Here is an 18,407-nt window from a genome sequence, read left to right as displayed (position 1 = left end):
GTAATCAGGCTGGGGCGGGTGGTATTGCCTTGAGCCGTGAAAGACCAGGAATAACCGTGGGCCTCGGCCAGTCCAAACAAGGTTTCTCGCCGCCAGTCAAAGTCTGGGGGCAGGTGATTGCCGGTATTCAGGTCCCCGCCAATCAAGATGGGTAAGCTCGGCGCGAAATCGTCAATCGCCTGCAGCAGTCGTTCGAATTGTTGATGTCGGTGAACGGCGTTTGCGTTGCTTTCCAGATGAGTGGAGACGACGCAGACCGGACCGTTGACCCCCGGCACAATGGCGGCGATGGCATTGCGGCCCCCGACGCGTGGCTGATCAGGATCGCTCGCCCCGGTTTCTGCCGCAAACCAATGGCCGTGATCGTCCAGCCGGATCAGGGCGGTGCGTTCAAACGGAACCGACGACAGGATTGCATTTCCGTGCCAGCCCAGTGCGTTGAAGTCATCCGTACAGAAACTGCGCTCGGTCGGCCCACCCAAGTCAAGCTCGTGAAATTCGACGCCAAAGGCGTAAGCCATTCCAAGGGCATCGGCCATAGCTTCGGTTGTGTGTCGCTGTGCAGTTCGGGCCATTCCGTGATCAACTTCGGACAGCAGAACGATATTTGGGGCGACTTTCCCGAGATGCGCAGCCGTCTCTTTAGGGAAAAGGCACCGTTCTACATTCCAGGCGGCCACGGTGAATTCACTGGGGAGGTGTGCGGATTGCGCTTTGCCAGCGACCTGAACGGCATTCATCGCTTCTATATTGGCCAAAATCCTGCGATGCGCGTCGGCGGTGCGTGGGGCCGACAGGATTGCGCTCCGCTGGTTTTTGGATACAGCCGGAAGGGTCGCTAATGTTTGTGTGATCACAGCCTCAGCCCCGTTTCCCTATCGAACAGGCGCAGGGCCTCGGGCTTTAGGTTGATCTTGGTTTCACCAACCTGCGCCGCGTCATCCTTACCAAGCATGACTGAAAAGGGCTGATTGGCGATCCGCCCATGCAGCAGACGATGCGCGCCCAGTTCTTCAAGGATATCGACATGGAATGAGACCAGTCCCTGTTCGTCCACTTCGACGTCCTCAGGGCGAATGCCCAGTGTCACTGGCCCGTCAAAGGACTGCGGTGCATGTATCAGGTCTCGACAGCCATTGATCCGGACACTTTGCTGGTCAAGTTCAGCTTTGATCAGGTTCATTGGCGGTGCCCCCATGAACGAGGCTACAAAGGTCGAGGCCGGGTTGTGATAAATTTCGGACGGGGTGCCAATCTGCTCGATCCGACCTTCGTTCAGGACGATGATACGATCGGCCATGGTCATCGCCTCGACCTGATCATGAGTCACGTAGACGGCAGTGGTTCCAAGGCGGCGTTGCAAAGCCTTGATTTCGATCCGCATCTGGTTGCGCAGTTTGGCGTCGAGGTTTGAAAGGGGTTCATCAAACAGAAACAGCGCCGGATCGCGCACCACAGCGCGGCCCATGGCAACGCGCTGGCGCTGACCACCCGAAAGCTGCGCTGGCTTGCGGTCCAGATATTCGGTCAGGTTCAGCATTCTGGCCGCATCCTGCACCTTGGCGTCGATTGCGGCCGCCGGGGTGCCGCGGTTCTTGAGGCCATAGCCAATATTCTTGCGCACCGTCATATGCGGGTACAAAGCATAGTTCTGGAACACCATTGCGATGTCGCGATCCGCCGGGTCCACGTCATTGACGACGCGGTCGCCGATTTTCAGCACCCCTTCGGTGATCTCCTCCAATCCTGCGATCATGCGCAGCAACGTGGATTTGCCACAACCCGAGGGGCCGACCAGCACGACAAACTCGCCGTCCTGAATGGTAAAGCTGGTGGTCTGAACCGCCCGAAAGCCATTGGGATAGACCTTGCGGATGCCCTCTAATGATACCTGAGCCATGCGCGTATTCCTTATTTGTCGGATTCTGTAAGGCCCTTGACGAACCAGTTCTGGAAAAAGACCACCACCAACACCGGAGGGATCATCGCCACGATGGCCAGCGCCAATGCCTGCCCGTGTTCGGGGATTTGACTGTCGGTATACGACAACACGATCTGCTTGATGCCCCGGACCAGCGTGAAAAAGCCTTCGTCCGTGGTGATCAGCGTGGGCCACAGGTACTGGTTCCAGCCGAAGACAAACATGATGATGAAGATCGCCGCGATCATCGTTTTGCTGAGCGGGATGAGGATATCGACAAAGAACGTCCACGGCCCCGCACCGTCGATCCGGGCGGCCTCGGCCAGCTCCTCGGGGACGGACATGAAGAATTGCCGGAAAAAGAACGTGCCCGTGGCCGAGGCGATCAGCGGCACGATCAGACCGGTATAGGTGTTGGTCAGGCCCAGTTTCTGGATCGCCTCGTATGACGGCAGGATGCGCACCTCAAGCGGCAGCAGCAGGGTGGTGAAGATCACCCAAAAGGCCAGTGTGGCAAAGCGCAGGCGGAAATAGACGATGGCATAGGCCGCCATCATCGAAATCACGATCTTACCTACGGCAAAGCCGATGCCGAGGATGAACGAGTTCATCAGCATCAGCATCCCATCGACCGTTTGGGTAAAGCCGCCTTTGTCGAACATGGCGGTGCGAAAGTTCTTGCCCAGATCGTCGCCCAGCGTCAGTTGCAGCCCTTCGCGGTGGATCGTCACCGCGTCGTGGCTGGCCGTGGTCAGCGCCAGCAGGGGCGGCAGCATCATCAGCAATGCACCCAGGATCAGAATGGTATGATCGCCGATCGCGCCCCATTTGATGCGATTAGGGCGATGGGTCTCAGCGGGGGTAACCAGTGTTGTCTCAACCATGTTCAATGCCCTCAGGTATAGTGAATCCGTCGTTCCACCAGCCGGAACTGAAACACGGTCAGCAGCAGGACCAATGCCATCAGCACCACTGATTGCGCCGATGATCCGCCTAGGTCATTGCCTCGGAAGCCGTCCAGGTAGACCTTGTAGACCAACGTCATCGGGTTGTTGCCCGGCTCGCCCTTCATCAGTGCGTCGATGATGCCGAACGTGTCGAACAGCGCGTAGGTGATGTTGATGATCAGCAGGAAAAACGCGGTTGGGGCCAGCAGCGGGAAGGTGACCTGCCAGAATCGCCCAGTGGCGGATCGGTTGTCGATCATCGCGGCCTCGCGCACTGATCTTGGGATGGATTGCAGCCCCGAGAGGAAGAAGATGAAATTGACGGGGATCTGCTTCCACACGGCCACGATGACCATGGCTGTAGCGGTGGCGTTGTAATCCACGCCTAGTTTGAAATCCCAGCCGAACATCTGAAAGAATTTGGTCAGCGGCCCGGTGCTTTGGTCAAAGAACAGAATGCCCAGAAACCCGGCCACCGGCGGCGCGATGGCATAGACCCACATCAACAGCGTGCGATAGGTCTTGGCCCCCTTAATCACCTTGTCGGCCTTGACCGCCAGCAGCAGCGCGATAGCCAGCGAGAAAAAAGTCACCAGCACCGAGTAAAGGATCGTGAACCCGGCAACGCGTTTGTACTGATCATTGCCCAGCAGCGACGTATAGTTCTCAGCCCCCACGAAGGTTGAACCGAACCCAAACGGGTCTTGCAAAAAGAATGAGGACTGCAGCGCCCAGCCCGCAGGCCAGTAGAAAAAGATGGCGATGATCATCAACTGCGGTATCAGCAGCGCCATAGGAAGCCAGATCGTGTCAAAGCCCGCGCGTTTCATAGGAAGATTCCGTCTTGAACAGGGGATGGCCGCGCCATGACAGCGCGACCATCCTTGGGAGTGATCCAGGGCGTTAACCTTGGGTCTTGGCGAAGCGGGCCAGTAGTGCGTTGGCTTCGGCTTCGATAGTCTTGAACGCGGTTTCGACGTCGGTTTCACCGGTCAGAATACGGCCATACTCGCGGTTCATGATGTCGCGGATCTGCACGTAAAAGCCCATGCGGTAGCCTTTGGTGTTGTCGCCCGCTTTGGCCTTCAACTGGTTCACGCCAACTTCGGCAGCCGGGAAGCGATCATAGTGGCCGTCCGCCTTGGCGGCGTCATAAGCGGCCTCGGTGATTGGCACATAGCCGGTTTCCTGATGCCAGAAATACTGGGTCTCGGGCGCGGTCAGAAAGCGGAAGAATTCAGCCGTGGCCTTGTTTTCCGCGTCCGACTTGCCCGACATGGCGAACAGGGCGGCACCACCGATGAAAGTTTGGGTGGGCTCAGTGGTGACGGCTTCCCAATAGGGCAGTTCGGTCGCGCTGAATTCAAACGGCAGGTCTTTTTGCAGCAGGCCGCCGAATGAGCCGGACGAACCTAGCCACATAGCCACTTTGCCTTCTTCGAACGGTTTTGCATTGTCGCCCCAGCCGGTACCGTACCATTCGAACAGTCCGTTGTCTTTCCACTCGGTTACGGCGGTGAAATGCGCTTTGATCGCGTCGTTGTTCACCAGAATCTGCGTGTCGGTGCTGTCATAGCCATTGTTGTTGGTGGCAAACGGCAGGTTGTGTCGCGACATGAAATTTTCGGTGAAGATCCACGGCAGGTGCGATTGGCTGAGGGCGATGTAGCCTGCGTCCTTCAGCGCCGGCGCGGTGGTCGACTGGAACTCTTCCCAGGTTTTCGGCGGGGTGACGCCTGCTGCCTCCAGCGCGTCCATGTTGTAATACAGGATCGGCGTGGACGAGTTGAAGGGCATCCCGATCATCTTGTCGTCGCTGTCGGCATAGAAGTACCGCACACCGGCAATGTAATCGTTTATGTCGAAGTCCACGCCATTGTCGGCCAGCAGATCTTGCACAGGAATGGTCGCGCCCTTGGCTCCGATCACGGTGGCCGCACCGGCGTCGAACACCTGCATGACGTTGGGCTGTTCGCCCGCGCGGAAGGCGGCGATGCCTGCGGTCAGCGTTTCCTCATAGCTGCCTTTATAGACCGGAGTGATCTTGTAGTCGTTTTGCGAGGCATTGAAATCTTCGGCGATCTTGTTGACTGCTTCACCAAGCTGACCACCCATGGCGTGCCACCAGGTGATCTCGGTTTCTGCAAAAGCTGCAGTCGCGCTAAAGGCTATGGCAGCAGCGGTTGCGCAGAGCTTCAGATTGGTCATGTATTAACTCCGGTTCAGCAGCGGCCTTTCAAAAAAAGGCTCACCAAATTAAGGGGCATTTGCCCCTTGGGGTAAAAGAATGGCAGCGCTATCAGGGAAGGCCCCGAACGCTGTACACGGTATGCGTACTCAGCGTCAGGTACGTGGATCGTGTGACAGTCAGGTGAATGTTTTTTAAAGCAATTTTGACATATTTTCCCAAAGGGAATGCCGACTTCAAAGTGTCAGTCGCACACGCACCGCGACCGAAAACCAACGCTTAGCCGTTGTTTCTAAGAAGGTTGGGACGTCGGCGCCAATCAACATGCGAACGCGACTTGTCTGCATGGCAATTCAGCAGATCGTTGGGAACGCACGGCCCTATTTCATTTGCTTGATGCGTCCAGATTGCGAGCGGATTATTGGTTCAATAATCCGCAACCAAAAGGAATTCCTGTGCCGCGTCTTCTTCGATTGTGGCGAAACGCGGAATTGGGTCCTCGAATACGTTGTCGGTTCGATCATCGTTTACAGTTGACACTTCACCAATCAGGCAATCGCCCATTTCGGCCCAGAAAGCGTGCCAGATTCCCGGCATTAGCGTTACGCTTTGTCCCGGTCGAAGCCGCAAGAGCTCGCCGGGTTGGATCGACACCGGGCACCCGTCGCTGGGCACTATCACAGCGTTTTCCCGGTCGATCCCGCCCACGGGATCCGAAGCGTAGATCTCCATCACCAGATCGCCGCCGCCGCGATTTATAATGTCTTCGGCCTTTATGATATGACGATGCATCGGCGAAAGCTGTTTGTCCCGTGAGACAAGCAGTTTCTCTGCGTACAGCATGCCGCGTCCTTGGTTCAGATCGGCGACATCGCCATTGCGTAACGTGAACAGGAACAGCCCCAGTTCATCGAACCGTCCCTGTCCGTAGTCGGTGATATCCCACCCCAATCCACGTTCGCGAATAACCGCAGCCTGATCGCTTCTCATCTGGTCAATCGACCAGTTGGCAAAAGGGGGCAAAACCGTTCCGAACGACCTAATAAACGCCTCGGCTTCGGTTTTGATTGCGTTGATTTCTGATCGTTTCATCGGGGTCCCTTTCGGGGTCAAAGTTCATTTGCCCAAGGTGGGTTTGCCCCTGCACGGGATACAGTCACGGCAGCGACTTCGGCACCCTTGGCAAGAGCATCTTTCAGTTGGTCTGGGTTGAGGGAGCGAAGCCCTTGTTTGCTCAGGTGTCCGGCACGTTCCAACTCGGCCAATACGCCGGCGTTGAACGTGTCTCCGGCGCCGACGGTGTCCACAACTTCAACTTTTTTGACAGGCACCGAGGTTGACCTGCCATCCGCCAGATATCCGACTGCGCCCTCGCTGCCTTTGGTGACGATGACAACAGCGGGGCCTTCTTTCAGCAACAGCGAAATTTTGTCAGTCAGGCTTTCTGGCCCCGGAATGATCCAATCCAGATCCTCATCCGAAACCTTTACGATATCGGCCTGCGCGATCATAGCGTTTAGCCGGGTGCGATACCGGGTTTGATCGGTGATAAAACTGGGACGGATGTTTGGGTCCAGCATAACGGCCTTTTCCGAGCCGTGTTGATCCAGCAAGGATGCATAGGCGTCGGCGCAGGGTTCGCAGGCAAGGCTGATACCGCCGAAATACAATGCCGATACCGCTGGCAACTGGCTGGGCATATCCTCGGGCGTCAACATGCGACCGGCCGAGTTTTCGTCCAGAAAACTATAGGTCGCGTGCCCGTCCTTTAGCTGCACAAACGCCAAGGTTGTCGGGCGGTCCGTTTCAATAACATGGCTGGTGTCCACATGGCTGGCCTGTAAAGACCTGCCGAGTTGCTGCCCAAACATATCTGAGGAAAGGCCCGTCAGCATTCCGGATGGAACACCAAGCCGACCAAGAGCAATCGCCGTGTTGAAAATCGCGCCTCCGGAATGGGGTACAAATCCCTGTTCGCCCGAAACGGTGGGCGAGGCGATCATGTCGATCAGGGCTTCACCGCAGCACAGGATCATGCCGGGTCCTTTCTGTATCAGTGGGTCAGGCGGTCAGTTTATCGCGCAAGTGCACTTTTACAGAAGTTGTTAGCGCCAACAATGCCAAATTCGTCCTGTTCTGAAACGTACAGGTTCATTGACCGCCGCAATTCGCTGAAACGCCCACCAGCGTTGAAGGCATCCTTGAAAGCGTCGGCGAAAAGCCAGCGGTTCTTTTCCGCCACGCCACCGACAAGGAAAACACCGCCCGTAGGCATCATGACCACGGCCAAGTCGCCCATCACGGCACCTAGATGCGAGGTGAACATCTGCGCTGCCCTGACCGCGAGCGGGTCCGAGGCATCGCGGGCGTCATCCAGAATGTCTTTGGCGCTGCGCGTTTCGGCAGTCGCCTGTCCTGTCGCCAATTGAATAGCCTGATACAGGATCGGTAGTCCTGTACCGCTTAGGAACATTTCGGCCTCAAGCGTCAGGGTGTCGTCAAAAAAACAGTCCGGAACAACTTGGCGCGCGGCGCGGAAAACTTCGACCTCGTCCTCGTGACGGGGCGACAATCCAACGTGACCACCTTCGCCAGACGCGGTGTGAAACCGACCGTCAGAATAGAGCAGAGAGCCTACGCCCAACCCGGTTCCCGGTCCGACAACCAACCGTGTTCCCATCGGTGGCGTTTCGGCGCCTTGCAGAACTTCGACGTTATCGCCGGTGATTTCAGCTACAGACCATGCAGCGGCGGTGAAGTCGTTGATGACAAATGTGTGTTGCGCGCCTGTCGCGCGCGCGATGTCAGCCTCGGACAGATCTAGCTGCGCGTTTGTAAGCCGGATCATACCGTTCTGCACTGGTCCCGCACCGGCTGCGACGACGGCGCGCGGATCGGTTCCGATTTCATCCCGCAAACTGTGAAACGCATCGAGCAATTGCGGAAGTGACCCCGTGGGGTATTTACGCAGGTCGGTGAGTTTACCGTTTGAGACCACACCCAATCGCGTGTTGGTGCCGCCGATATCGGCAACCAAGTTCCAGTGGTCGTGCATACATCCCGCCGGTTGCGCCAACGGCAGCGAAACGGTGCCACCGGACAGCGCAGTTTTCACCGCATTGTAAGACGCTTTGGGTCGGCGCTCCATCGTCTCGAAATCAACGTCCACAAGACCAAAGCGTTTTTCGTACCCCAAGGCCCATTCGTAATTATCAAGCAAGGACCAGATAAAATACCCTTTGACCGGCACGCCTTGGTCAACCGCGTCATGCACGGCCGAAAGGTGTTGGTTCAAATAGTTGATCCGGTCATCATCCTGCTGTCGTTCCGGGCTGGCCATGCCGTTTTCCGTTACATAGATCGGAAGATCACCGGTATGGTCGCGCCTTGTGCGGGTCAGGAAACGTGTCAGGGCGCTGGGTTCGATTTCCCAACCCATCTGGGTTTTTGGTAAGGGGCCGGGGACTTCTTTTAGGCTGGGCCAAGCGGTTTCTGCGGGGGCGATCAGCTTGCGTGTGTAGTAATTTAAGCCACACCAGTCGACTGGGGTACCAATCGTGTCGAAGTCGTTTTGCCAGCCGCTTGGCAGATGACGCTCCAGTCCGTCAAGAACGACCTGGGGGTATGTTTTGTTAAATACGCCGCTTAGGAAGAAGCGGTTGTAGATACCATCGTACAGGTCAGCGGCGCGGCGTGCTTTGGGGCTGTCATCCGCAGGTTCTGCCCATTCTAGATTGAACACTGCACCTAAGTTGGACATGCCCAGACCGCGCATTGCCTCGATCGCCCGTCCATGCGCAAGTAGGACGTGATGCATAGCGCGCGCCGTGGCACGGATGTCGCGCAAACCGGGGGCGTGGTGGCCGTCAAAATGGCTGAGCCAGCTTACGCACCACGGTTCGTTGATCGGCGCGACACTGAACATGCGGTCACCGATGCGGCCCATGATAATCTCGGTAAAGTCGGCAAACCAGTTGGCTATGTCCCGATTGCGCCAGCCACCCAGATCGGCCAACGGCGAGGGAAGCTCCCAGTGATAAAGCGTCGCGCAGGGGCGTATTCCGCGCTCCAATAGCGCATCGGCAAGGCGGTCGTAGTAGTCCAGCCCGTCTTGGTTAACAGGTCCGCGTCCTTCGGGCAGAACGCGCGCCCAGCTTGTGGAGAACCGATAGCAGTCAAACCCCGCGTCGCGCACAAGGTCAAAGTCTTCGTTAAAGCGGTTCAAATGATCACAGGCGCGGTCACCGTTTTCATTGCGCACCACGTTACCGGGTGTCGCGGCGAACGTGTCCCAATGTGTTTGACCAGCGCCGCCTTGTCCGTGACCTTCGATCTGATAGGCAGAGGTTGCAACGCCAAAGAGGAAATCTTTGGGGAAATCAGTGCGGGCATATTTCATGTTCAGAACCTGTCAGGAGCGGGGCCGGTCGAGCCGCCAACTACCAGTTCGGCCTCCAGCAATCTAGTTTGAACCGGGCCGTCGGGTGACTTTATCCGCTCGATCAACATTTCGGCTGCTATTTCGCCAGCTTGCCGGACGGATGAGCGCGTTGCGGTATAGATCGGCACGTCCTGCCCGTTTTTCAGGTAAGAAAGATCGTCGTCATGGGCGATGACGGATACGTCGCGTCCCATCTTCAGCCCAGCCTCGTTCAACGCGCGCCGCACGCCAATCGCTGAAATCATGGATGAGATCAGAATGGCTGTGGGGGGATTATCCATCTGTATCATGGCGCGGGCTTCGTGATGGCCGTAAACCTCGGTCATCTCGGCGCTGCGCATCAGGCACGGGTCGGGCGCTATTCCAGCCTCATGCAAAGCCTCCAGATATCCGGCACGGCGACGCTGAGCAAAGTCCATATCTTCCAACCCGTTTATCAGCGCGATGCGCCGGTGCCCCAGGTCGATCAGAAATTTGGTGGCCCTTTGGAATGAACTTTTGTTGTTCACGTCGATCCAATCGTAGGGCCCATCAACTCCGGTCGCACGACCATGAACGATAAAGGGAACCCCCATGCGGGAAAGTACGCCGATCCGAGGTTCGTTAACCTTCGGACCCTGCAGGACAACCCCATCAACAGCGCCGCGTTGAAACAGGTCGCGATATGCCCGCTCGATCGACGTATCGTCTGCATTCGTGAACATCATGTCATAGCCATGTTCCGCATATTTTTTCGCGGCACCTGCAACGAAGTCGCCGAAAATAGGGTTAACCATTTCATGCTGCGAGGAACTTGGAATCACGTGCCCAATGACCATGGACCGACCTGTAGCCAACCCTTTTGCGCGGCTGTTTGGCCGGTAACCATGTTTCGTGGCGGCGGCCTGCACACGTAGGCGCGTATCCTCGTTCACCTCGGGATAGCCGTTCAGCGCACGGCTGACAGTTGTTTGGGACAAGCCAAGAATTTCTGAGAGCTGCTTTAGGTTCATATGCGATTCAAAGCGCCTTCAAATTGGGATTGTCATCTGTATTGTGGGGAATTTACCTTTGCGTCAATAAGATTCAAACATATGCCTGCAAATATTAACAAAGTAGGCAAACGGCAAACCAATCATTGACAGAGCTTGAATGTTAGCGGATAAGGTTCGTCATCCAAAGCGCTTTGAAGATACAATTCCAAAGCGAGAGATGATACGGGAGGAGAATTCATGAAACACTCGCTTTACGCTGGTGCGGCCACGTTCGCGCTGATGTCGGGCGCTGCACAGGCGGACAAGGTTACCGTGTTCGGTCCGTGGTTGGGGCCGGATCAGGAAAATGTCGAAAAGGTTCTAGATGGCTTTGCCGCAGCAACCGGGCATGAATACGCCTATGTCGGATCAGACAGCTTTGAGCAGCAAATCCGCATTGATGCCGAGGCGGGTTCAGCACCGAATGTCGCCGTATTTCCGCAGCCGGGCCTGGCGGCAGATATGGCTAAGTCCGGCTTCCTGACGCCGCTTGCCGATGGCACGGGTGACTGGATTCGCGACAACTATGCCGCGGGGCAGTCTTGGGTTGACCTGGGCACATATGGCGGACCTGACGGCGCGGACAATCTGTACGGCTTTTTCTACAAGGTCGATGTGAAGTCTCTGGTTTGGTACGTGCCTGAGAATTTTGAAGATGCCGGCTATGAAGTACCGACCACAATGGAAGAGCTCAAGGCGCTGACCGACCAAGTTGTGGCGGATGGTGAGACGCCTTGGTGTATCGGTCTAGGTTCTGGTGGTGCAACCGGGTGGCCCGCAACCGACTGGGTCGAAGACATGATGCTGCGCACGCAGTCGCCCGCGGATTATGACGCCTGGGTCGCCAATGAGATGAAGTTCAACGATCCCAAGGTCATCGCTGCGATCGAGGAGTTTGGCGCGTTTGCCCGCAATGACGACTATGTTGCCGGCGGCGCAGGGGCTGTGGCCACGACGGACTTCCGCGATAGTCCCAAGGGAATGTTTAGCTCACCTCCACAATGCTACATGCACCGCCAGGCCTCGTTCATTCCAGCGTTTTTCCCGGAAGGAACTGTTGTAGGTGAAGACGCAGATTTCTTCTATTTCCCGGCTTATGAAGGCAAGGACCTCGGCAGCCCGGTTCTGGGCGCGGGTACCCTGTGGGCGATCACCAATGACAGCCCCGGCGCGCATGCGTTGATCGAGTATCTTCAGACCCCCGAAGCACATGAGACCTGGATGCAGCTAACCGGGTTCCTGACGCCGCATAAGGGCGTTGATACCTCGCTGTTCTCGGACCCGACGCTGAAGAAGATGAACGACATTCTTCTTGGTGCGACTACCTTCCGGTTTGACGGCTCTGACCTAATGCCGGGCGGTGTGGGTGCTGGAACCTTCTGGACCGGCATGGTCGACTATACCGGCGGGACATCGGCGCAAGAGGTTGCCGATGAAATCCAATCCTCCTGGGACGCGCTGGACTAAGCGTTCCTGATCGGGCAACCCGCTAGTTTGGGTTGCCTGCCACCGTCGCAAGGGAGACGCGGCATGCATCCGGCATTACAGGGCCTGCTGACCATCGCCATCGGCGTGTCAGGGTGTGTGGGCTATTTTTACCTCTCCAACCAATTTCTGGACAAAGTGCTGTTTCCGGCGCGCGGTCCGAATGCAGGGCGCAATATCAACCGCGCGAACATGATCCGGCCTTGGCTGTTCTTGTTTCCGGCGTTGGCGGCGTTAGGCCTGTATCTGGCCTATCCGGTGGTGGAAACCTTGCGTCTGTCGCTGACCGATCGTGTCCCCGGCGGCGGGTATGAATGGGTTGGGTTGGAAAACTACATCCAGATGGCCAACGAACCCAAATTCTGGGAAGCCATGCGCAACAACATGTTCTGGCTGATCATCGTGCCCGCCATGTCGACCGCGTTTGGACTGCTGGTGGCGCAACTGACGGACCGGATTCGTTGGGGTAACGTCGCCAAATCTCTGATTTTCATGCCGATGGCGATCTCGTTCGTCGGGGCCTCGGTGATCTGGAAATTGGTCTACGACACCCGTCCGGCCGAGCAGGACCAGATCGGGATGCTGAATGCCCTGTATATCTTCTTTGGCGGGACCGAGCCGCAGACATGGCTGACCATCCCGTTCTGGAACAGTTTCTTTCTGATGGTGGTGCTGATCTGGATTCAGACCGGCTTTGCCATGGTGATCTTATCTGCTGCCCTGCGCGGCATTCCCGAAGAAACGATCGAGGCCGCCATTCTGGACGGAGCCAACCCGTTCCAGATTTTCTTCAAGATCAAGGTGCCGCAGATCAAAACCACCATTCTGGTCGTGTGGACTACGATCACCATTACCGTGCTCAAGGTATTCGACATCGTCTTTGCCATGACCAACGGCCAGTGGGAGACACAGGTTCTGGCCAACTACATGTATGACAAACTGTTCCGCGCCAACGACTGGGGCGTGGGGTCAGCCTCGGCCATGGTGATCATGCTGCTGGTCACGCCAATTCTGATCTGGAACGTGCGCAACGCGCGCAAAGAGATGGAGTGAGGCAATGAGCGATATTGCAGGAACCAAACCAGCGCTACGCTGGGTCGTCCATGCCTCGGTCATATTTCTGGTCGTACTTTGGGTTGTGCCAACACTTGGGCTGTTGATTTCGTCTTTTCGCACGGCCGATCAAATTGCCACAAGCGGCTGGTGGAAATCCCTTTTCCCGTCCGAACAGAACCTGACTTTGCGGTCCGCCCCGCCGGACACACAGGTTCTGGAAAACGGGATTTACGTGATCGAAGGTAATCTGTTCGACGCGGGGACGTCGGCTATGATCTCTCAATGGGGTGTCAGTTCTCGGGCCGTGGATGCGTTTGTTCCGGGTGATACCGCTGAGCTGCGTCGGGGTGGAACAATCACCGTGGATGCGCAAGGTAACTACCGAATGGAGAATTCGGAAGAATTCACTGGCAGCCGGGGTGCCCGAGTATTCGTGACCGCAGAATTGCCACCCGAGTTCACGTTGGCCAATTACCACAAGGTTTTGTTGGCCGAAGATTCCTCTGACAGCATGGGGCGGGCGTTCTTCAATACGCTGACTGTGACCATCCCGGCGACGATCATTCCCATTCTGGTGGCGGCCTTTGCGGCCTATGCGCTGGCGTGGATGGACTTCCCGGGCCGTGCCTTGCTGATCGCAGCGGTCGTTGGTTTGTTGGTGGTTCCGCTGCAACTGGCGCTGATCCCGCTGCTGAAATTCCATCTGAATATCGGGATCGGCAAAGGATATCTGGGCGTCTGGATGGCCCATACCGGGTTCGGGATGCCCTTGGCGATTTATCTGCTACGGAACTACATGGCCGGTCTTCCACGTGATCTGATCGAGAACGCGCGGGTTGATGGCGCGACCGAGTTCCAGATCTTCACCAAACTGATCCTGCCGCTCAGTTTCCCGGCGCTGGCCTCTTTCGCGATCTTCCAGTTCCTGTGGACATGGAATGATCTGCTGGTCGCCAAAGTCTTTTTGATCGACGCGTCGGGTCAGACAACCGTCATGACAAACCAGATCGTCGAGTTGTTGGGCACGCGGGGCGGCAACTGGGAAATTCTGGCGACGGCGGCGTTTGTGTCGATTGCGGTGCCGCTGATCGTTTTCTTTGCAATGCAAAAATATCTGGTCCGGGGCCTGCTGGCCGGATCTGTTAAATAGAGGCGCCTGATGAACGTGCAGAACACTGTAGATACAACAAAAGTAACCCAAACACCGCCTGACTGGTGGCGCGGCGGCGTGATCTACCAAATCTATCCCCGCAGCTTTCAGGACAGCAATGGCGATGGTATTGGCGACCTAAAGGGGATCACGCAACGGCTGGGGTACATCGCCTCGCTTGGCGTCGACGCAATCTGGATTTCACCGTTCTTCAAGTCTCCGATGAAGGACTTTGGGTACGATGTCAGCGATTACCGCGATGTCGACCCGATGTTCGGAACGATGTCGGATTTCAAGGACCTGTTGGATCAGGCGCATGGTCATGGTTTGAAAGTGATGATCGACCTTGTGCTCTCACATACCTCGGATCAGCATCCATGGTTCAGTGAAAGCCGCGCAAGCCGCGAGAACGCTAAGTCCGACTGGTATGTTTGGGCCGACCCGAAGCCGGACGGAACGCCCCCTAATAACTGGCTGTCGATCTTTGGCGGCTCGGCCTGGCAGTGGGATTCGCGGCGATTGCAGTATTATCTGCACAACTTCTTGACCTCCCAGCCGGATTTGAACTTCCATTGCCCTGACTTACAGGACGCCTTGCTGGACGTGGCCCGGTTCTGGCTGGATTTGGGGGTCGATGGGTTCCGGCTGGACACGATCAACTTTTACTTCCACGATCAGCAGTTGCGCGACAATCCCGGCCTGCCGATGGATCAACGCAATGCCTCAATCGCACCGATGGTGAACCCTTATAACCATCAAGATCACCTTTTTTCCAAAAGCCAACCAGAGAATATCGCCTTCCTTGAACGCCTGCGTGCTCTGACCGACCAATATGACGGCCGCGCCTGTCTGGGCGAGGTTGGTGATGCGCAGCGCGGGCTTGAGATCATGGGCGAATACACCACCGGCGAAAAGCGAATGCACATGTGCTATGCCTTCGAGTTTCTGGAAAAGCGCGCCCTGACCGCGTCATACGCCAAACAGGTCTTTGACCAGTTACAGGACAAGGCCGGCGATGCATGGCCCTGTTGGGCTTTTTCGAATCACGACGTGCAGCGGCACGCCTCGCGCTGGGGGCTAAGCGACGCGGCCATCCGGCAACACGCGGTTCTCATGATGTGCCTGCGGGGCTCGGCCTGCCTGTATCAGGGTGAAGAACTGGGCCTGCCCGAGGCGGATGTGGCTTTTGAGGATCTGCAAGATCCCTATGGCATCGAATTCTGGCCCGAGTTCAAAGGCCGCGACGGGTGCCGCACGCCGATGGTCTGGGCTGCGCAGGACGAACACTCTGGGTTCAGCAAAGGGCGCCCTTGGCTTCCGGTCAGTTCGTCGCAAGCCGAGCGCGCTGTGGACCGGTTGGAGCAGGACCCCAAATCGATGTTGCACCACTACCGCCTGGCGATTGCGCTGCGCCACGCGCATTCGGCTTTGATGTCGGGGGCGCAAGTTCAGATGGTCCAGTCCGGCTCGGTTCTTACTTTCGTGCGTGAAGATCAAGCGGAACAGGTGTTCTGTGCCTTCAATCTGGGCGCAGACCCCGCAGAGGTCGTCATGCCCGAAGGCCAATGGCGCGTTATCGGGGAGGAGTTGGGCGGCGTCGGCGGGTCGGGAAATCTGACTCTCGGCGCTGCTCAATTCTGTCTGATGGCTCGGGAAAAGGGGTAGGTCATGTCAGAGCTCAATCTCACGGATGTCGCAAAGACCTATGGCACTGTTGATGTCCTGAAGAATATCAATCTCGACATCGAACGCGGCGAGTTGATTGTTTTCGTAGGACCGTCTGGATGCGGCAAGTCCACCTTGTTGCGCATGATTGCGGGGCTGGAGAAAATCTCGGGCGGAACGCTCGAGATCGAAGGTCAGGTCATGAACGATGTGCCACCGGCACAACGTGGTATTGCAATGGTGTTTCAAAGCTATGCCCTCTATCCTCATATGACCGTGCGCGAGAATATGGCCTTTGCCCTTAAAATCGCGAAACTGCCCGCCGACGAAGTCAATGCCGCTGTCGAGCGCGCCGCGCGTATTCTTCAGCTTGAACCGTTTCTGGATCGTTTGCCCAAGGCGCTGTCGGGTGGGCAGCGTCAGCGGGTCGCCATCGGCCGGGCCATCGTGCGTGATCCCAAGGTTTATTTGTTTGACGAACCGCTTTCTAACCTTGATGCGGCCCTACGCGTGGCCACGCGCATCGAAATTGCGCGTCTGAAAGAGGCGATGCCCGACAGTACGATGATCTACGTGACGCATGATCAGGTCGAAGCGATGACGCTTGCCAGCCGGATCGTGGTTCTGGCCAACAAGGGGATTGCTCAGGTCGGTACTCCGTTGGAACTGTATGAGACCCCAGACAACGAATTCGTCGCCCAGTTTATTGGCTCGCCCTCAATGAACCTGCTGCCGGGCGTCATTGCACAAACGGGCGAAACAACTGTTGTCGAGTTGGAGGCTGGCGGAACCGTCACCAGCAGTATTGCGACCGAAGCCGGGGATCTGGGCAAACATGTGAATGTCGGCATCCGGCCCGAGGATTTTGTTCCAAGCGACGCGGATGCCGCCTTTCAGGGGGTGGTGGATTTCACCGAAGCCTTGGGAGAGGTCACCTTGCTGTATTTCGAAAACCGTACAGGGGCCGAGTCCGTAATTGCAAAATTGCAAGGCATTCAGCGCAACATGCGGGGGCAGATTGTCGCCCTTTCAGCCGACCCTAACAAGGTGCATCTGTTCCACAATGGTTCAACCATGCGGAAAAAGCCCTGATATCTGTGCTGGTTATAGAATCGCACCTGCGATCAGAACGCGGTTCCATCCCGTTCAAGTGGTCACCAGAACCGTCGTCGCCAAAATAAATGGCAAACACGCGGTGCGCCCACTTTGGGGGCGCATTACGCTATTTTAATTTATCCGCATCAGCCCCTTTGTTTCATTGCGATACACCGCATGTGAGGGGCACATCGTTTTCAAACTGGACTTATGAAAACTGGGAACTGTCACTTTTGGACTGACAGCCGGATCGCAAAGGTCTAGCCTGTATCCACAAAAACAAAAAAACGGATCTACAACGGGAGATATGACTATGACTAAACACCAAAACCTGTCCCGTCGGACGGTACTGAAAGGTGCGGGCGCGGCGGCGTTGGCGGCACCTCTTTACAGCAAAAGCGCGCTTGCCTCATCGGGTGAGATCAACATTCTGATGTGGTCTGACTACCTGCCGCCCAGTTTCCTGGAAGAGTTCGAAACTCTGACCGGGATCAAGGTGAACTATACCGGTATCGGGTCGAACGAAGAAATCATCAACAAGATGAAGGCGACCAAGGGTCAGGGCTTTGACATTGTCTCGCCCACCAACAACCGGTCCCTGCAGTGGGAGCCACTGGAACTGTTGCAGCCCTTTGACATGAACAAGGTGCCGATTGATCTGGTCAACCCGGCGATGGCTGCGATCGGCACAGATGCCTGGAACTTTGCAGATAGCGGTGTTCACTGGTTGCCGCATATCTGGGGCACCGAAGGGATCGCATATCGCACCGACCTGTGGCTGCCCGAAGGGGACGCGCCGTCCTATGGCGACGTCTGGTCCGAAGAAAACGCAGGCAAGACCATGGGCCGCGCACACTCAATGATGTTGGGTGCGGGTCTGTATATGGAGCGTGCTGGCGAGATGGAGCCGGGCTCTGTCTGGGCGGCCTATGGTGACGAAGACACCATGCGTAAAGTCTGGGGTCAGATCACCGACTGGTGTGTTGAGCGTAAGAACCGGATCAAGCTGATCTGGAACGACGCGGATACCCAGAAAAATGGTCTGCTGAACGAAGGCGTAGTGGTTGGTCAAACTTGGGATGGTCCGCCGCTGGCGCTGAAATCGGCGGGTGAGCCGGTGCACTATCAGGCTCCGGTCGAGGGTGCGATGGCCTGGGTTGACGGGATGGCAATGCCGACCGGTGCGACCAATATCGAACAGGTTTACGCCTTTATCGACTTTGCGTACCAGGCAAAACCGGCCGGTGTCGCGATTGACAGCCATGGCTATAACTCGCCTGTTCTGGGTGCCGATCAGTATTCCGGCGACACCTACAAGAAGAACTTCGCCGAAGCATATCCGGGCGACTCTCTGGCCAATCTGAACCCATGGCCGGCTGAGGCCCCATGGTACGCGGAAACCCGGACCGAGTTCGTCAACAAGTTCAAAAGCGCCTGATCGCGATG

15 protein-coding genes and 1 pseudogene are annotated in these 18,407 nt (G+C 56.8%); 6 read left to right on the top strand and 10 right to left on the bottom strand.

Annotated features, from left to right (window positions below; all coding sequences use genetic code 11):
* The 10 genes and pseudogenes from RUESEDTHA_RS19795 to RUESEDTHA_RS19755 form a co-directional block, all read right to left on the bottom strand.
* Window positions 1-857 (bottom strand): endonuclease/exonuclease/phosphatase family protein (locus RUESEDTHA_RS19795; protein ID WP_180888388.1); only part of this gene is annotated, 857 nt, incomplete at its 3' end.
* The gene (locus RUESEDTHA_RS19790; RefSeq protein ID WP_180888387.1) at window positions 854-1,900 is read right to left on the bottom strand and encodes an ABC transporter ATP-binding protein; all 1,047 of its coding nucleotides are present in this window, start codon (window positions 1,898-1,900) and stop codon (window positions 854-856) included. The genes RUESEDTHA_RS19795 and RUESEDTHA_RS19790, both read right to left, overlap by 4 nt.
* Window positions 1,901-1,911: 11 nt before the next feature.
* Window positions 1,912-2,805, bottom strand: a complete 894-nt coding sequence (locus RUESEDTHA_RS19785; RefSeq protein WP_180888386.1) for an ABC transporter permease subunit — start codon at window positions 2,803-2,805, stop codon at window positions 1,912-1,914.
* An 11-nt stretch (window positions 2,806-2,816) separates the two neighbouring features.
* Window positions 2,817-3,698: an ABC transporter permease subunit gene (locus RUESEDTHA_RS19780; RefSeq protein WP_180888385.1), complete on the bottom strand. Its 882-nt coding sequence runs from the start codon at window positions 3,696-3,698 to the stop codon at window positions 2,817-2,819.
* A gap of 73 nt (window positions 3,699-3,771) precedes the next feature.
* Window positions 3,772-5,076, bottom strand: coding sequence for an extracellular solute-binding protein (locus tag RUESEDTHA_RS19775; protein WP_180888384.1), 1,305 nt, complete (start codon window positions 5,074-5,076; stop codon window positions 3,772-3,774).
* A 406-nt stretch (window positions 5,077-5,482) separates the two neighbouring features.
* The gene (locus RUESEDTHA_RS19770) at window positions 5,483-6,148 is read right to left on the bottom strand and encodes a D-lyxose/D-mannose family sugar isomerase (RefSeq protein ID WP_180888383.1); all 666 of its coding nucleotides are present in this window, start codon (window positions 6,146-6,148) and stop codon (window positions 5,483-5,485) included.
* Window positions 6,149-6,165: 17 nt separating this feature from the next.
* On the bottom strand, window positions 6,166-7,092 hold the full coding sequence (locus RUESEDTHA_RS19765) for a carbohydrate kinase (protein ID WP_180888382.1): 927 nt from the start codon (window positions 7,090-7,092) through the stop codon (window positions 6,166-6,168).
* A gap of 38 nt (window positions 7,093-7,130) precedes the next feature.
* Entirely contained in the window at window positions 7,131-8,111 is a 981-nt protein-coding gene (locus RUESEDTHA_RS20970; RefSeq protein ID WP_255431833.1) for an ROK family protein, read from the bottom strand.
* Window positions 8,112-8,153: 42 nt separating this feature from the next.
* Window positions 8,154-9,455: pseudogene (locus tag RUESEDTHA_RS20965) on the bottom strand (GH1 family beta-glucosidase); the annotation flags it as partial.
* A 2-nt stretch (window positions 9,456-9,457) separates the two neighbouring features.
* A complete protein-coding gene (locus RUESEDTHA_RS19755; RefSeq protein WP_180888380.1) occupies window positions 9,458-10,489 on the bottom strand; it encodes a LacI family DNA-binding transcriptional regulator in 1,032 nt (343 codons plus the stop codon).
* A 219-nt stretch (window positions 10,490-10,708) separates the two neighbouring features.
* Here RUESEDTHA_RS19755 and RUESEDTHA_RS19750 point away from each other — a divergent pair, with 219 nt between their 5' ends.
* The 6 genes from RUESEDTHA_RS19750 (at window position 10,709) to RUESEDTHA_RS19725 (ending at window position 18,399) form a co-directional block, all read left to right on the top strand.
* Window positions 10,709-11,977, top strand: a complete 1,269-nt coding sequence (locus RUESEDTHA_RS19750) for an ABC transporter substrate-binding protein (protein WP_180888379.1) — start codon at window positions 10,709-10,711, stop codon at window positions 11,975-11,977.
* 63 nt (window positions 11,978-12,040) lie between these two features.
* Window positions 12,041-13,048, top strand: a complete 1,008-nt coding sequence (locus RUESEDTHA_RS19745) for a carbohydrate ABC transporter permease (protein ID WP_180888378.1) — start codon at window positions 12,041-12,043, stop codon at window positions 13,046-13,048.
* Between the two features lie 4 nt (window positions 13,049-13,052).
* Window positions 13,053-14,201, top strand: a complete 1,149-nt coding sequence (locus tag RUESEDTHA_RS19740) for a carbohydrate ABC transporter permease (protein ID WP_180888377.1) — start codon at window positions 13,053-13,055, stop codon at window positions 14,199-14,201.
* A gap of 9 nt (window positions 14,202-14,210) precedes the next feature.
* Window positions 14,211-15,866 (top strand): alpha-glucosidase, encoded by a 1,656-nt coding sequence (locus tag RUESEDTHA_RS19735; RefSeq protein ID WP_180888376.1) that lies wholly within the window; start codon window positions 14,211-14,213, stop codon window positions 15,864-15,866.
* Between the two features lie 3 nt (window positions 15,867-15,869).
* Window positions 15,870-16,958, top strand: coding sequence for an ABC transporter ATP-binding protein (locus RUESEDTHA_RS19730; protein ID WP_180888375.1), 1,089 nt, complete (start codon window positions 15,870-15,872; stop codon window positions 16,956-16,958).
* A 316-nt stretch (window positions 16,959-17,274) separates the two neighbouring features.
* Window positions 17,275-18,399, top strand: a complete 1,125-nt coding sequence (locus tag RUESEDTHA_RS19725; protein ID WP_171123318.1) for an extracellular solute-binding protein — start codon at window positions 17,275-17,277, stop codon at window positions 18,397-18,399.
* The last annotated feature ends 8 nt before the right edge of the window (window positions 18,400-18,407 follow it).

Source organism: Ruegeria sp. THAF57, assembly GCF_903914075.1.
GTDB lineage: Bacteria > Pseudomonadota > Alphaproteobacteria > Rhodobacterales > Rhodobacteraceae > Ruegeria.
This window is presented reverse-complemented; position numbering and strand designations above follow the sequence as displayed.

Coding starts and splice junctions, on each gene's coding strand:
- RUESEDTHA_RS19790 (WP_180888387.1), bottom strand. CDS start 1,900: ATGGCTCAGGTATCATTAGAGGGCATCCGCAAGGTCTATCCCAATGGC.
- RUESEDTHA_RS19785 (WP_180888386.1), bottom strand. CDS start 2,805: ATGGTTGAGACAACACTGGTTACCCCCGCTGAGACCCATCGCCCTAAT.
- RUESEDTHA_RS19780 (WP_180888385.1), bottom strand. CDS start 3,698: ATGAAACGCGCGGGCTTTGACACGATCTGGCTTCCTATGGCGCTGCTG.
- RUESEDTHA_RS19775 (WP_180888384.1), bottom strand. CDS start 5,076: ATGACCAATCTGAAGCTCTGCGCAACCGCTGCTGCCATAGCCTTTAGC.
- RUESEDTHA_RS19770 (WP_180888383.1), bottom strand. CDS start 6,148: ATGAAACGATCAGAAATCAACGCAATCAAAACCGAAGCCGAGGCGTTT.
- RUESEDTHA_RS19765 (WP_180888382.1), bottom strand. CDS start 7,092: ATGATCCTGTGCTGCGGTGAAGCCCTGATCGACATGATCGCCTCGCCC.
- RUESEDTHA_RS20970 (WP_255431833.1), bottom strand. CDS start 8,111: ATGCACGACCACTGGAACTTGGTTGCCGATATCGGCGGCACCAACACG.
- RUESEDTHA_RS19755 (WP_180888380.1), bottom strand. CDS start 10,489: ATGAACCTAAAGCAGCTCTCAGAAATTCTTGGCTTGTCCCAAACAACT.
- RUESEDTHA_RS19750 (WP_180888379.1), top strand. CDS start 10,709: ATGAAACACTCGCTTTACGCTGGTGCGGCCACGTTCGCGCTGATGTCG.
- RUESEDTHA_RS19745 (WP_180888378.1), top strand. CDS start 12,041: ATGCATCCGGCATTACAGGGCCTGCTGACCATCGCCATCGGCGTGTCA.
- RUESEDTHA_RS19740 (WP_180888377.1), top strand. CDS start 13,053: ATGAGCGATATTGCAGGAACCAAACCAGCGCTACGCTGGGTCGTCCAT.
- RUESEDTHA_RS19735 (WP_180888376.1), top strand. CDS start 14,211: ATGAACGTGCAGAACACTGTAGATACAACAAAAGTAACCCAAACACCG.
- RUESEDTHA_RS19730 (WP_180888375.1), top strand. CDS start 15,870: ATGTCAGAGCTCAATCTCACGGATGTCGCAAAGACCTATGGCACTGTT.
- RUESEDTHA_RS19725 (WP_171123318.1), top strand. CDS start 17,275: ATGACTAAACACCAAAACCTGTCCCGTCGGACGGTACTGAAAGGTGCG.